General features: G+C 67.0%; 12 protein-coding genes, 1 tRNA gene and 1 pseudogene. 5 read left to right on the top strand and 9 right to left on the bottom strand.

Annotated elements, in window-relative coordinates:
- The coding region (locus NJ376_RS02870) for a Bug family tripartite tricarboxylate transporter substrate binding protein (RefSeq protein ID WP_305879959.1) at nucleotides 1–530 on the top strand (530 nt) is incomplete at its 5' end.
- A gap of 52 nt (nucleotides 531–582) precedes the next feature.
- Here NJ376_RS02870 and NJ376_RS02875 read toward each other — a convergent pair.
- Nucleotides 583–1,644 carry a lipase family protein gene (locus tag NJ376_RS02875; protein ID WP_252951728.1) on the bottom strand — a complete coding sequence of 354 codons (1,062 nt, stop codon included), beginning with the start codon at nucleotides 1,642–1,644 and terminating at the stop codon, nucleotides 583–585.
- Between the two features lie 194 nt (nucleotides 1,645–1,838).
- Between NJ376_RS02875 and NJ376_RS02880 the strand changes: the two genes are divergently transcribed.
- A complete protein-coding gene (locus NJ376_RS02880; protein WP_252951729.1) occupies nucleotides 1,839–2,270 on the top strand; it encodes a DoxX family protein in 432 nt (143 codons plus the stop codon).
- On the opposite strand, the gene NJ376_RS02885 is transcribed toward NJ376_RS02880, so the two are convergent.
- The 4 genes from NJ376_RS02885 to NJ376_RS02900 form a co-directional block, all read right to left on the bottom strand.
- Complete coding sequence (locus NJ376_RS02885) at nucleotides 2,233–3,864, bottom strand: peptide chain release factor 3 (RefSeq protein WP_252951730.1); 1,632 nt, start codon at nucleotides 3,862–3,864, stop codon at nucleotides 2,233–2,235. The two genes, NJ376_RS02880 and NJ376_RS02885, sit on opposite strands and share 38 nt — an antisense overlap.
- Nucleotides 3,865–4,030: 166 nt before the next feature.
- Nucleotides 4,031–4,528: a VOC family protein gene (locus NJ376_RS02890; protein ID WP_252951731.1), complete on the bottom strand. Its 498-nt coding sequence runs from the start codon at nucleotides 4,526–4,528 to the stop codon at nucleotides 4,031–4,033.
- A gap of 172 nt (nucleotides 4,529–4,700) precedes the next feature.
- The gene (gene rpoH, locus NJ376_RS02895) at nucleotides 4,701–5,582 is read right to left on the bottom strand and encodes an RNA polymerase sigma factor RpoH (protein ID WP_252951732.1); all 882 of its coding nucleotides are present in this window, start codon (nucleotides 5,580–5,582) and stop codon (nucleotides 4,701–4,703) included.
- A gap of 231 nt (nucleotides 5,583–5,813) precedes the next feature.
- The gene (locus NJ376_RS02900; RefSeq protein ID WP_252951733.1) at nucleotides 5,814–6,824 is read right to left on the bottom strand and encodes an RluA family pseudouridine synthase; all 1,011 of its coding nucleotides are present in this window, start codon (nucleotides 6,822–6,824) and stop codon (nucleotides 5,814–5,816) included.
- On the opposite strand from NJ376_RS02900, the gene NJ376_RS02905 reads away from it, so the two are divergent.
- Nucleotides 6,799–7,077 (top strand): DUF6476 family protein, encoded by a 279-nt coding sequence (locus NJ376_RS02905; protein ID WP_252951734.1) that lies wholly within the window; start codon nucleotides 6,799–6,801, stop codon nucleotides 7,075–7,077. The genes NJ376_RS02900 and NJ376_RS02905 overlap by 26 nt on opposite strands.
- A 382-nt stretch (nucleotides 7,078–7,459) precedes the next feature.
- Nucleotides 7,460–7,534, top strand: a tRNA-Gly gene (locus tag NJ376_RS02910).
- 170 nt (nucleotides 7,535–7,704) lie between these two features.
- Here the strand turns inward: NJ376_RS02910 and NJ376_RS29110 are convergent.
- The 4 genes and pseudogenes from NJ376_RS29110 to NJ376_RS02920 all read right to left on the bottom strand — a co-directional run.
- Nucleotides 7,705–8,616, bottom strand: a pseudogene (locus NJ376_RS29110) (tyrosine-type recombinase/integrase); the annotation flags it as partial.
- The gene (locus tag NJ376_RS29115) at nucleotides 8,499–9,383 is read right to left on the bottom strand and encodes a helix-turn-helix domain-containing protein (RefSeq protein ID WP_370287795.1); all 885 of its coding nucleotides are present in this window, start codon (nucleotides 9,381–9,383) and stop codon (nucleotides 8,499–8,501) included. The pseudogene NJ376_RS29110 and the gene NJ376_RS29115, both read right to left, overlap by 118 nt.
- On the bottom strand, nucleotides 9,380–9,820 hold the full coding sequence (locus NJ376_RS02915) for a hypothetical protein (protein ID WP_252951735.1): 441 nt from the start codon (nucleotides 9,818–9,820) through the stop codon (nucleotides 9,380–9,382). Before NJ376_RS02915 ends, NJ376_RS29115 begins: the two co-directional genes overlap by 4 nt.
- The gene (locus NJ376_RS02920; RefSeq protein WP_252951736.1) at nucleotides 9,817–10,263 is read right to left on the bottom strand and encodes a hypothetical protein; all 447 of its coding nucleotides are present in this window, start codon (nucleotides 10,261–10,263) and stop codon (nucleotides 9,817–9,819) included. The genes NJ376_RS02915 and NJ376_RS02920 overlap by 4 nt, the downstream gene beginning before the upstream one ends.
- Nucleotides 10,264–11,724: 1,461 nt before the next feature.
- On the opposite strand from NJ376_RS02920, the gene NJ376_RS02925 reads away from it, so the two are divergent.
- Complete coding sequence (locus tag NJ376_RS02925) at nucleotides 11,725–13,173, top strand: ATP-dependent nuclease (RefSeq protein ID WP_252951737.1); 1,449 nt, start codon at nucleotides 11,725–11,727, stop codon at nucleotides 13,171–13,173.
- The last annotated feature ends 71 nt before the right edge of the window (nucleotides 13,174–13,244 follow it).

The raw sequence follows: 13,244 nt of genomic DNA on the forward strand, positions 1-13,244 counted from the left end.
GGGACCTCACCATCGGCTCCTCCGGCCAGGGCAGCGCCACGCATTTCCTCATCGAGCAACTCATGGCCGCCGCCGGCATCCGCCTGACGCATGTGCCCTATCGCGGCAGCAGCCAGTCCGTGCCGGATCTCATCGCCGGCAACGTGCAGGTGGTGATGGGCGAGATCTCCACCGTGGTGCCCACCTGGCGGGGCGGGCTGACGCGCATCCTGGCCACCACCGGCCCGACGCGCTCGCCCCTCGCCCCGGACATCCCGACGCTGATCGAGCAGGGCTTCCCCGGCCTCTCCGGCGGCTCCTGGGCCGCGCTGGCGACAACGGGCGGCAGCCCGGCGGCGGCGATCCGCGCGCTGCACGCGGCGGCCATGGCGGCGCTGGCGGAGCCCGGCTACCGCGCGCGGCAGGAGGAGGTGGGGGCGCAACTCTCGGAGGAGGCGGTGCGCAGCCCGGAAGGGCTCGCCGATTGGCTGCGGGCGGAACGCGCGCGGACGCGGGAGACGGCGGAGCGGGCGGGGATCCGGGCGGAATAGGCCGCCCTCTCCCCGCCAAGGGCCGGCCCCGAGGACCGGCCCGGCTGCGTCCTCAGATGAGATGCAAGTCCTGGCCGATCCCGGCCAGCCCGTCGCGCACCGTGGTGAAGGCGTCGTTCAGCCCGGGCAGCACGTCGTCGCGGAGATCGTCTGCCCAGCCCTGCAGCACCTGCTCCCACACCGCGCCCGCGGCCTCGGCGCTCGGCGGCGGCGGGTCGCTGTTGTAGACGTCGCGCAGGAAGGCGAGGCCCGGATTGTCCTGCGGCGCAGTCGGCACGAGAATGGTGCCGCCGCCGGCAGCCGCCACCTGCATTCCGGCAATATAGGTGTCGATGTCGTGGCGCGCGGGGTCGAGCTGCGCCAGCGCCGCGACATCCGCCGCCGGCGAGAGCTCGCCCTCCGCCGTCGGCAGCAGCACGATGTCGCCGCGATTCTCGTAATTCACCGTCAGCGTGCCGAGCGTCGCCAGCGCCGCCTCCTTGGTCAGCCCCGGCATCTCCTCGGCGATCCGGGTGGCCGCGGCCTCCGCCAGATGGTTGTCGGCGCGCAGCACCTCGCCGATCTCGGCGCGATGCGCGCCGAGGAACACGGCGGGATCATCGGCGACGACGTAATTGATCGGCCGCGCATCGCCGCCCGGCGGCAGCACGGCGCCGGGGGAACCGAAGGTCACGGCATCATGCGCGACGCCGCCCGGCTGGTCCGGATGCTCCGCCATGTAGAGCTGCGCCATGGCGCCGCCCATGCTGTGGCCGGTGACGACGACCTGGTCGTAGAGGCCGCTCGCCGCCGCCGCATCCACCGCGGCGACCAGCGGCGCGAAGAGCGCGTAATCCTGGTTGATGCCGCTGAGACTGTGCTGGCTGTCGATGCCATCATCGCTGCCGCGGAACGCGACGACGAGCGAGGTCTGGCCGTCCAGCTCGGCGCTCGTCACCAGCGCCGCGGCGTTGCCGTTGTGGAAGATGCCGTTCGCGAAACTCGCGCCGGTGGCGGGGTCGATCGGCAGCGAGTCGATGGCAAGAGGCGTGAATCCGGGCGGCAGCCCGAGGGCCGTGTCGGAATAGGCCGCAGAAGAGAGCTGCGCCAATTGCGCGTCCGTTGCAATGCTCATGTATGTCTCCCTTGGCGCGCCGAGCCCGTGGCCGGCGCTGCTCTGTGCGCCATGCGCTGTGGGGTGAAAAACACCTTGCCATTGGCCGGAGTTCCGCCGCTGCCGATTGCGATGGCCAGGCGTGCGGGAAATCTTTACACGCGCAATGCGGCCTGCTCCGTCATGCCGGCCGCTTCGGCAGGGAGGCGTGATCCATGTGGGATATGGTGGTGATAGCACCGCGCATGCGGGCCGTGCTGCGCATCGTGGCGGCGCTGATCTTCCTGGAACACGGCACGCAGAAGCTGTTCGGCTTCCCGCCACCCACGGGTGCCTTGCCGGCGGCCTTCTCGCTGCTGTGGATCGGCGGCGTGCTGGAGCTGGTGGGCGGCGTGCTGCTGATGCTCGGCCTCTTCACCCGCCCGGTCGCCTTCCTGCTGGCGGGCGAGATGGCCTTCGCCTACTGGATGTTCCACGCGCCGCGCAGTTTCTTTCCGGCACTGAATGGCGGCGACGCCGCCATCCTCTACTGCTTCGTCTTCCTCTACTTCGTCGCCGCGGGGCCGGGTGCCTGGGCGATCGACATCAAGCTGGGGCGGGAACCGGGGCCTATTTCCGCGCTGCCACCAGACCGTGCTGCTCCCTGACGGCGTGGAAGCGCAGCATCGGCCATTCCTCCTCGGCGCGCTTGCGGCGCCAATCGGAACCGAAGAACGCCACCAGCGCGCCGTCATGGTCCTCGCCGGCGTCGCGCCGGTTCTGCTGCGCGAAGCGTTCCAGCGCCGCCTTGTCCTCGCCGGTGACCCAGCGCATCATCGACCAGATGGTGTCCTGGAAGCCGGCGGGGACGCCGTACTCCACCTTCAGCCGGGATTGCAGCACGTCGAGCTGAAGCTGCCCGACCACGCCGACCACCGGCAGTGACCCATCCAGCGGGCGGAAGAGCTGCACGACGCCTTCCTCCGCGAGCTGGTCGAGCGCCGTCTTCAGCTTCTTCGCCAGCATCGGATCCTCCAGCCGCACATGGCGGAGAATTTCCGGCGCGAAGCTCGGCACGCCGCGGAAATGCAGATCCTCGCCTTCCGTCAGCGTGTCGCCGATGCGCAGCGTGCCGTGGTTGGCGACGCCCACCACATCGCCGGGCCAGGCTTCCTCCGCCACCTGGCGGTCCTTGGCGAAGAAGAAGAGCGGCGCGTTCACCGGCACCTGCTTGCCGGTGCGCACCTGGCGTAGCCGCATGCCCTTCACCAGCTTGCCGGAGCAGAGCCGGACGAAGGCGACGCGGTCGCGGTGGTTGGGGTCCATATTGGCCTGGACCTTGAAGACGAAGCCGGTGAGCTTCGGCTCCTCCGGCGCCACGGCGCGTGGGTCGCCCTCCCGCGCCCCGGGGGGCGGGGCGTAGCGGGCGAGGCCGTCCAGCAGGTGGCCGACGCCGAAATCGCGCAGCGCGGAGCCGAAGAAGACCGGCGTCAGCGTGCCCTGGCGGAAGGCCTCCAGGTCGAAGGCCGGGCAGGCGCCCTCGGCGAGCTCCGCCTCCTCGCGCAGCGCCGCGGCGCGTTCGGGCCCGACGAGCTGGTCCAGCTTCGGATCGCCGAGGCCGGAGAGCGCAATGGCGCTGGCGTCATCGGCATCGACCGGCAGGAAATGCTTCTCCAGCAGGTCCCAGGTGCCGGCGAACTCGCTGGCGCGGCCGACCGGCCAGGCGACCGGGGCGGCATCCAGGGCGAGCGTCTTCTCGATCTCGTCGATCAGCTCGAAGGGGTCGCGCGCTTCCCGGTCCATCTTGTTCACGAAGGTGATGATCGGGATGTCGCGCAGCCGGCAAACCTCGAAGAGCTTGCGGGTCTGGCTCTCGATGCCCTTCGCCGCGTCCAGCACCATCACCGCGGCATCGACGGCGGTGAGGGTCCGGTAGGTGTCCTCGGAGAAATCCTCGTGGCCGGGCGTGTCGAGCAGGTTGAAGACCAGGCCGCCGCGCTCGAAGGTCATGACGGAGGTGGCGACCGAGATGCCGCGATCCTGCTCGATCTTCATCCAGTCCGAGCGGGTCCGCCGGGCATTGCCCTTGGCCCGCACCGCGCCGGCGAGCTGGATGGCGCCGCCCTTCAGCAGCAGCTTTTCCGTCAGCGTGGTCTTGCCGGCGTCCGGATGCGCGATGATGGCGAAGGTGCGGCGGCGCGCCGCCTCGGCGGCGACCTCGCTGGCGGCGGCGTCGGCCGGGGCGGTGAGGGTCACGTCCATGATGCCGCCATGTAAGGCAGGGCAGCAGGCGGCGCCAGGGTTGCGAGGGTCCCGCCCCATGCGCCCCGGCGGAGGCTGGGGTCCGCCCCGGAGATGCGAGGATCCGGGCGCGGGACGGGCCGACCTGCCGCGGGGGCGTGGCCCGGACGGGGCCCCGGCACGCGGCTCAGGCCGCCGCTGTCGCCGCGATCCCCTCCGCCAGCAGCGCCTGCAGATCCAGCGGCCGGTTGGTCATATGAAGGTTGCCTTCGGCATCCCGGGGCCATTCGATCCGCGGGCGGTCGCGGTAGAGCTCCACCCCGTTGCCGTCCGGGTCCCGCAGATAGACGGCTTCCGAAACGCCATGGTCGGAGGCGCCTTCCAGCTCCACCCCCGCCTGGATCACCTTGAGCAGCGCCGCCCCCAGCGCCGCCCGGTCGGGATAGACCAGGGCCACATGGTAGAGGCCGGTGCTGCCGCGGGGCGGCGGCTCCCCGCCCGCGCTTTCCCAGGTGTTCAGGGCGATATGGTGGTGGTAGCCGCCGGCCGAGAGGAAGACGGCCCGGTTGCCCATGCGCGCCTGCTCCTCCAGCCCGATCACGTCCCGCCAGAAGGCGAGGGCGCGGTCGAGGTCGGCGACCTTCAGATGGACATGGCCGATGCGGGCCTCGGGGTGGATGGACATGGTGTTGCTCCTGTTCCTCCCCCTAGCTGGGCCGGTGGCGGGCTCCGATCCAATCATCTTGCGGGATGCCGGTGATCCACTCCGGAAATGAGAAGGGCGGCCGGGTCCCCCCGGCCGCCCCCTGTTCACCCTGTCGCAGGCGCTGGTCTTGGACCGCGAGCCCTCGCAGGCCTCAGACCGCGAGCCTTCGCTCGACCACCTGCTGCTTCATGCTCTTCTGCAGCTTCTCGAAGGCGCGGACCTCGATCTGCCGCACCCGCTCCCGGCTGATATTGTATTGCTGGGAGAGCTCCTCGAGGGTGGTCGGCTCGTCCTTCAGCCGGCGCTCGATCAGGATGTGGCGCTCGCGCTCGTTCAGCGTCTTCAGCGCCTCCCCCAGCAGGGCGCGGCGGTTGGAGAGGTCCTCCCGGTCCGCCAGGGTGCTTTCCTGGGTCTCCTGCTCATCCACCAGCCAGTCCTGCCACTCGCCCTCGCTGTCCGCCCGCACCGGGGCGTTCAGGGAATGGTCGGGGCTGGCCAGACGGCGGTTCATGGAAACCACGTCCTGTTCCGGCACCTGCAGGGCGTGGGCGATCTTCTCCACCTGCTCGGCCTGCAGGTCGCCATCCTCCAGCGCGGACATCTGGGCCTTCAGCCGCCGCAGGTTGAAGAACAGCTTCTTCTGGGCGGCGGTGGTGCCCATCTTCACAAGTGACCAGGAGTGCAGGATGTACTCTTGGATTGCGGCGCGGATCCACCACATAGCGTAGGTGGCCAGGCGGAAGCCGCGGTCCGGGTCGAACCGCTTCACCGCCTGCATCATGCCGACATTGCCTTCGGAGATCAGTTCGCCGACGGGCAGGCCATAGCCGCGATAGCCCATAGCGATCTTGGCCACGAGCCGAAGGTGCGAGGTTACGAGCTTGTGAGCCGCACGCTCGTCGCTGTGGTCGCGCCAGCGCTTGGCGAGTTCGAGCTCTTCCTCCGCGGAGAGCATGGGGAACTTGCGGATCTCCTGCAGGTAGCGGGAGAGGTTGCCCTCAGGGGCGATGGGGATGATGGAGCTGGAAGCCATAGGGATATCTGCCTCCTGCGTCGAAGGGCCTCCCCGTGACGGCGGGGCCCGGCCGGCGCGAATTGCTGGCAGTTCGAACGCCCCTCAGGCCCAGCCGACACGCATGCCCCGGTCACGACAGGGCGAGCAAGCTGCAAATCGGGCCTTAGCGGCACCTGGGGGGCGCTGCCTTCGGGGAGTTTGTACCGCCTTTGGGCCGGGCTGTCCATAAAAACCGAGTATCGGGGTCGGTTACTCGGCGTTACCGTTCAGTAACTGCAGCAGCCCGGCGAGATCCGGCGGCAGCGGGCTTTCGAAGCGCAGGGCGGCGCCGCTGACCGGGTGGCGGAAGCCAAGGGTCGCGGCATGCAGCGCCTGGCGGGGGAAGCTCAGCAGCCCCTCCCGCACCGGGCCGGGCAGCAGGCGGGCGGCGGCCGGAGTGCGGCGGAGATACACCGGGTCCCCTATCAAAGGGTGACCGCGCTCGGCCAGGTGGACCCGGATCTGATGGGTACGGCCGGTGGCGAGGCGGCAGCGCAGCAGGGCGCAGGCGGCACCCCAGGCGCGGGTGGTGGCGTAGCGGGTGAGCGCTGGCTTGCCCCCACGGGCGACGACGGCCATGCGCTTGCGGTCGGCCGGGTGGCGGCCGATCGGCGCCTCGATCTCCCCCGCCGGCGGCTGCGGCAGGCCCCAGGCGAGGGCGATGTATTCCCGGTCCAGGTCGCGGGTGGCGAAGGCCTCGGAGAGCGCGCGCAGCGCCCGTTCCGTCTTCGCCACCACCATGACGCCGGAGGTATCCTTGTCCAGCCGGTGGACGATGCCGGGGCGCTTCTCCCCGTTGATACCCGGCAGATCCTCCCCCGCATGGGCCAGCAAGGCGTTCACCAGCGTGCCGTCCTGGTTGCCGGGGGCGGGGTGGACGACGAGGCCGGCCGGCTTGTCCAGCACGATCAGCTCGGCATCCTCGAAGAGGATGGTGAGGGGAATGTCCTGGGCCACCGGCAGGGCCGGGATGGCGGCGGGGATGGCAAGGGCATAGGTGGCGCCGGGGCGGATGGCTTCTGAGGCATCGCGCAGCGGGGCGCCGTCCCGGGTGGCGGCGCCGGCGGCGATCAGCGCCTTGACGCGGGAGCGGGAGAGCGAGCCTATCGCCGCCGCGAGGAAGCGGTCGGCGCGCTCGCCCGCCGCCTCCGGGCCGGCGGTGACGGTGATGGTTTCGGCGACAGGGGGGGAATCGGTGGGCGCGCTCAAGGCTCTGGTCATCGGGATGGGGGTGCTGATCCTGGCGGGCACCGTGACGCTGGTCGTGCTGCTCGTCCAGCGCGCCGGCGGCGGCATGGGCGCGGGCGGGCAGTGGGAACTGGCACTGGAGGCGCCGGAGGGCTCGCGCATCGCCGGCGTGGCCGCGGCCGGGGATGGGGCGGCGGTGCTGCTGCAGCGGCCGGATGGCGAGCGGGTAGTGGTTGTGGACCCGAAGCGCGGGCGGGTGGTGGGGGAGATCCGGCTGGGGCGATAGGACCGGCAGCGAGGCTGGAAGAGGGGCGGCGGGGCTCACTCAGAATTCGCATCAAGCGTCCGCTTCGGCGTCGGGCTGGGCGGATGGTGTCAGGACGGGCGAAGGCCAGGAGATGCCAGAAGCACCACCCCGAGCCGAATTCGCGGGACGGCGCTGGCTCGGCCCGCAGGGATGGACCGTTGCAAAAGCGCAGTTCGTCATTCTGTTCAAGGATCGCTTCGCCACCCGAGCATCGCGGTTCACCACGAAATTCCTGACACTCCCCTATCCGCCGCCTTGGCAAGGGGGCTGACGTCGCAGTGAAGCATGACAGACCCGCTACAAAGTCTGAAAGGGGGAGTTGTGTTACGGCCAGACTTTGCTAGAAGCCTCCACACGGAGCGCGGGCGTAGCTCAGGGGTAGAGCACAACCTTGCCAAGGTTGGGGTCGAGGGTTCGAATCCCTTCGCCCGCTCCAGTTATCAAAGGCTTAGCGGTCGGATTGCCGTCCTTCCGCCCAGTCTCTAGCACGCAGCTAGCACGCATGGTTGTTGGTACCATCGCCCGGGTTGCCGCCCGGGCGATGTCGTTTGCGATCTCGTCCAGAGCCTCGCAAGCCTTCGCAAGGTAATCCGGGTCTACATGGATGTATCTCCTTGTGGTTGGACTGCCCGGCAGGCGGTGCCCCAGCAAAACTTCGATCTGATCTGGGTCCACACCCCGCTTCTTGAGCGTCGTGGCTATGGTGTGCCTGATCGTATAGGGAACGACATCCGTTCCGAAGCCGGCTGCGTCCCGCAAGGCCTGAAAGGCACCCGAGACCTTCGCTACTGGCTTGCCGCGGAAACTGACCAGATAGCCATCGGCCGCGGTTACCCACGGAACTAGCCACTTCGGCATCGGCAGCACGGGCCGCCGCTTGTTTGTCTCGTCGCGCCCCACCGGGTTGAGATCAATGACCGAATCTTCCAGGCTGCACCGGTCGCGTGTGAGCTGAAGCGCGGCCGCTGGGCGAGCTGCGGTGCCGATGAGGATGGCCAAGAACCACCTCAGGTGTTCAGGCATATCCGCGTCCCAGAGGCGAGCTAGTTCCTGGACAGTGAGGACCCGACTGCGGCCTTTCCCTTCCGGCAGCCTGATGAAGGGAATTGGGCTGGCGAGTTCTCTGTTCAGGTGGGCCCAGTTGATAGCGGCCTTGGCAGCACCGAAAGCGCGACGGATGGTCCAGATGTCGTAGCCATCGGCCCTCATTGTGCGCATTGCCTCACGCTGCCTGTCAGCAATGAGCTCACCGGCAGTGATCCCCGCTGGAAGGTATCTCAGCATTAGGCCCAGGCTGACGCGCTGCGCTCCGTCACCTATCACATGCTGCCCGTGGCGCTCGAAATAGCGGGCGAAGATGCGTGCGATGGTCACGTCGTCAGGACTGGCTTGCTTCGTAGCTACGTTGCGGGTGACCCACTCTGCGAGCGCGATTTCGGCTTCCCGAAGATCTGCAGTGCCGAGTGATGCTCGGCAAGTTTGGCGGGTAGCTGCGTCGAACCAGGTCCGGCACCACATGGCGCTGCCCTTCCGCTGGCTGAGCCAGTAGCCGGCGATTTCCCCGAGGCGCTTCGGTCCGCTTCGGCGCATGGCGCCACCTCCCGTGAAGCCATGTATTCGGCCAGGAACGCCAGGGTGTACCGAGGACGGCCACCGATCATCATGAAGCGGATGCGGCCACGCTTCCGCTCGCGCTGAAGCGTGGCTTTCGAGACGCCCAGCCGCCTCGCTCCCTCCGCCTCAGTGAACGGCGTCGGAGCATGCTCACCGGCATTGGAGGCGGCCGCAGCAATCAGGCGCGTCTCGGCTAAATTGTCGATCGCTTCTGTCACAAAGGCCTCCAGCGCCTCGCTCGGCCTCTCAATAAGCAGCACATCCGGTGCACGAGAAGGCAATTGCGTGCGGCAAATGCCATGCACCTGAAGAACGCAAGCCGCGCTTACGAATGTGCCGGCACATTCGTAAGTCAGACTTTGCGTTTCAAAGGCCGCAAGTTCGTTATCGGCGGGCGGCGGTAGCGAATCGGGCCGATGTGCGCTGGCGCCGCCAAACCATAGCCGCGAGCGTGACGCGCTCAGTGCGCCGCGCTTGCTGTATCGACGGCCGTATCGGCAACCGTCGCGGTAAGCGTATCGGCAAGCATCGCAGTCGGGACGTCTGTCCCAGCTTTGTCCCGGATCAGTCCCGCTTTTGCCTCGGATTTGCGCCACTTTCGTCGCGGCTTTGCAGGACTTCTGAGGGGGATTTGCGGAATCGAATTTCACACAGACCAAGTGACCCCTCACGGGGTCATGCCGCCAAGCGTCGGGCAACCTCCTTTCAGCGCCGCGAGCTCGGCCTCGGCCGCCGCCAGGAACGTGTGGCGTTCTGGATCCCGCCCCTCGGCGACCAGGATCCTTCCCACTGCCACCTTCGCTTCCGCCTCCGCGACGGTCTGCGCTGGCATGGTCTCCAATGCCGTGACGGCACGGCTTGGCGCATCCTCGAGGCGATGGACCTCGGCCTGAAGATCCGCGACCAACGCCATCGCCTGGCGGAGGGCCTCGTCCGCAGATGGCAGGGCCCTGCGCGCGTGGTGGAAGTGCTGGCAGAGTTCTTCGACGCCGAGCCTTGCGGGACCGCTGTCAGAGCCAGTGCCGCTGGGCACGGGGCCTGGCCGGAGCCGAAGTGGCAGGGCAGCTCCGGCGAGCAGGCGGTCCCTGCGGGAGGCGTCCACGCTCATGCCGGCCTCAAGGCCAGCAGCCCATCCACCAGCGCGAGGAGAAGCGGCTGGTACGGCTCCGGCGCGCCGGGCCCTTGGTCGGCTAGCTCCTCGCGGCAGACACCTGCCACGGCCTGCAAGCCGCTGAGCGAGGCCGGGCGCAGCTTGGCCATGCGGTCGAGGATTCGATCCTGCGCCTCGCGGACAGCGTAATATTCCTGCTCGCGCTCCTCGTAGACGGAGCCGCACAGCTCGTCCAACTCGGCGTCGATCGCTTTCGCCTGCTCTCCAAGCTTCCGGAAGGAGAAGGCCAGGTCGAGTAGCAGACCATCAGAACCGCTTCGGCTACCGAAGGCGCCCGCTGCGGTGGCCGTTACGTCGGGCCCTGCCGATGCAACCGCATGCGGCGAGGTGCTGGCATAGAGCGGCGGGACGGTCAGGCTCAGGAGGGCGCGGCGCTTCATGACCGGCCTAGGAATCGTCTGGCTTCGATATATTGCGGTTTGGAGCCGTTCCGCTTCGCGGCGGCGTAAACCTCGCGCTCGAAGCGCCGAGGCGGGTGGGTGGGGCAAACGTGTCGAACCGGTATGGTGTTCTTGTCCCAGGGTACAAACGGGCAAGGGTTCTTAAGCCGGGGGCAGACCTGACACGCCAGCGGCGCTAGCCCGCCTGAAGCTGCCTGCTGCTCAGCCATCCTGGTGCCTCCTTCCGCGCTTCAGCCGGCGAAAGCCAGCGGAACACGTTGCAATTTTGCATCGCATAGGCTATATCATGTAGCATATCGCCGTATCGTGCAATACGAAATAGCAGGTGCAAGTCAGAATGCTTCACGGCAAACAGCTTCGGGCTGCGCGCGCCTTGTTGGGCTGGAAGGTCGCAGACCTTGCGAGCGCCGCCGGAGTCCACTGGGCCACGGTGCAGCGGGCTGAGGTGTCCGAGGGAGAGGTGAAGATGATGCCTGCAAACAAGCAGGCGATCCTGGCCGCACTTGAGGCCGCTGGGATCGAGCTTATCGACGAGAACGGGGGAGGTGTCGGGGTGCGGCTACGACACCGGCAAGGCGCCTAACTCAGCGACCGTGGCCACTCGCCGCAGGGCGACATCACCGCGTGAGCGGTGACTTGGTCTGCCCTCACCTCATTCCGCTTGCGTCCACCCTTCAGGCGGCACGAACGCGACCCAAAGCCGAGGCAATAGCGGGATCAGCCTGGGATAAAGCCGGGACAGCGACGCTGGCCGCTACGCTGCCCGCGACGATTGCCGATACGCCTGCCGCTACGACAAGCGCGGTGCCCGCTCGTCCGTCTATGAAGGGCTGTGGGCCTTCCACGACCGCCTCACCGATCACCTTGATCCGCCCCGACGGCCCGACTGGGAGGACTTGGCGATGCGACTGGCCGCCAAGGGTTTCGTGGATAGCGAGGGCAAGGCGCCTTCGGCAGAGCTGGTGCGCAAGACCTGGTAGAAGGTGCGCCGAGACAAGGAGCGACGGGCCAGTGGTGCCGCCCGTCGCCCTACGGGTCGCCCGAAGGCAGTGGCCCAAAACACGCAGGAGGCACCGGTGCCGGGTGCGAAGGATACCGGCCTAGCCTTTGCCACTGGCCGAAACAGCGGAGCGGCGGGAACAGCTAGCCGCCCAGGGTTCGGAGATCCCCATAGCAGTTTCGAAGAAGTCCGCAGCGGCATAGGCAGCTCGCCTTTGCCATGGGCGCGCACTTGGTCGGATCGGCAGCCGTGCTTCTCGAATTCGTGCCTTCCCGGACCGGATTGCGCGAAGTCGGATCAGTCCGGGTTGCTCTGCCAAGGCTAAGTCCATTCCCATTGGGACGGTTAGCGGCCTTGATTTCTGAAACGACAAGGATCAAGGTGGCTCCATTCTGAAATTGAGCCGCCTTTTGTGGCTCCTGAGCACTGGAGGCGCCGCCTTGGCACTGTCACGCGAAATGCGCCGGTTGGACGCCAAGTGGCTGACCAATTCGGCTTGGCCTAAGCGCCTCGAATGGATGGAGCTGATAAATCTGCGCGGATGGAACGGCCACCGGGTAGAATTTGCATTCCCCATCGTCGCCATCGTCGGCGAGAATGGGTCAGGGAAAAGCACCATCCTCCAAGCGGCAGCCGCCAGTTATCGTAGCCCCGGCCGGTCCAAGCGGATGAAGTTCGCGTCGGATTTCTTTCCCGACACCCCTTGGGATCAAATCAAGGACGCCCGAATCACCTATTCCGTCCGCGAAGGTGCAACGTCCGTGCAGGATAGCGTCCGCAAACCTGACAAACGGTGGCGGGGCAATCCGGAGCGTCGTGAGCGACGCACCTACTACATTGACCTGAGCCGTATTCAGCCGCTCTCCGCCAGGGCGGGTTACCTCAGATTGGCCAAGGCAACGGTCAGGCTGGGGAAGGCTCGGAATTTCGCTTTGGAGGTTGTGCAGCGGCTCTCGAAGATCATGGGTCACTCCTACGACGCGGCCAGCATGGCGAGCACGCAGCTCGACACTAAGCGTTTGGTTCCCGTAGTGAAGCGAAGGGGCAATTCGTACTCTGGTTTCCATCAGGGAGCAGGCGAGCTAACAGCCGCTGAGTTGTTGAGCAATGAATTCGAAAAATACTCCCTGGTCATCATCGACGAGATCGAATCATCACTTCATCCACGCGCGCAAAGGCGTTTGATACGGGATCTTGCGGAACTGGCTCGAGAAAAGGAAATACAGTTCATCATCTCCACACACTCACCGTACGTGCTGGAGGAACTTCCAGCTAAGGGCCGCATCTGCATTGTCGAGACTGACGCAGGGAAGACCACCGTCACTGGCGTCAGCCCGGAGTTCGCCATGTCCAGGATGGACGAAGAGAGTCATCCTGAGTGCGATGTGTATGTGGAGGACGACGCGGCAGCGGCACTGATGCGGGAGGCAATTGTGGCAGAAGAGCGCGACATGATTGGCCGCGTTCAAATTATCCCGTTTGGAGCAGCTTCGGTCGGTATCAGTTTGGGCCTAATGGTCAAACAGAATCGCTTCCCTCGGAAGTCCGTGGTGTTCCTGGATGGCGACCAAGACCGAGCGCCAGGCGTCCACCTGCTGCCTGGCGAGGATGCGCCTGAACGCGTGGTGTTCGAAGCGTTGGAGCAAGCCGATTGGCCCGAAATGCCAGAGCGGCTCGGACGGCAGAAGCACCAGATCAAAGAGGCGATGGGCAGGGCCATGACGCTCTCCAACCATCACGACTGGGTAGGTAGTGCGAGTGAGGCTCTATTCGTTACATCAACACAACTATGGCAGGTGATGTGCGCCGCTTGGGTGAAGCGTTGCGCGTCCACTGCTGATAAAAAGGCCTTGGTCGTGCCAGTGAGAGACGTATTGGAGGATCTCTAGACCTCCTCCTCCAGCGCGCCGTCGCAGCCGCCTCCATAGCAATTCCCGCCCGCTGTGCCGGTTTCACATCC

Source organism: Siccirubricoccus soli (genome assembly GCF_024178315.1).
GTDB lineage: Bacteria > Pseudomonadota > Alphaproteobacteria > Acetobacterales > Acetobacteraceae > Siccirubricoccus > Siccirubricoccus soli.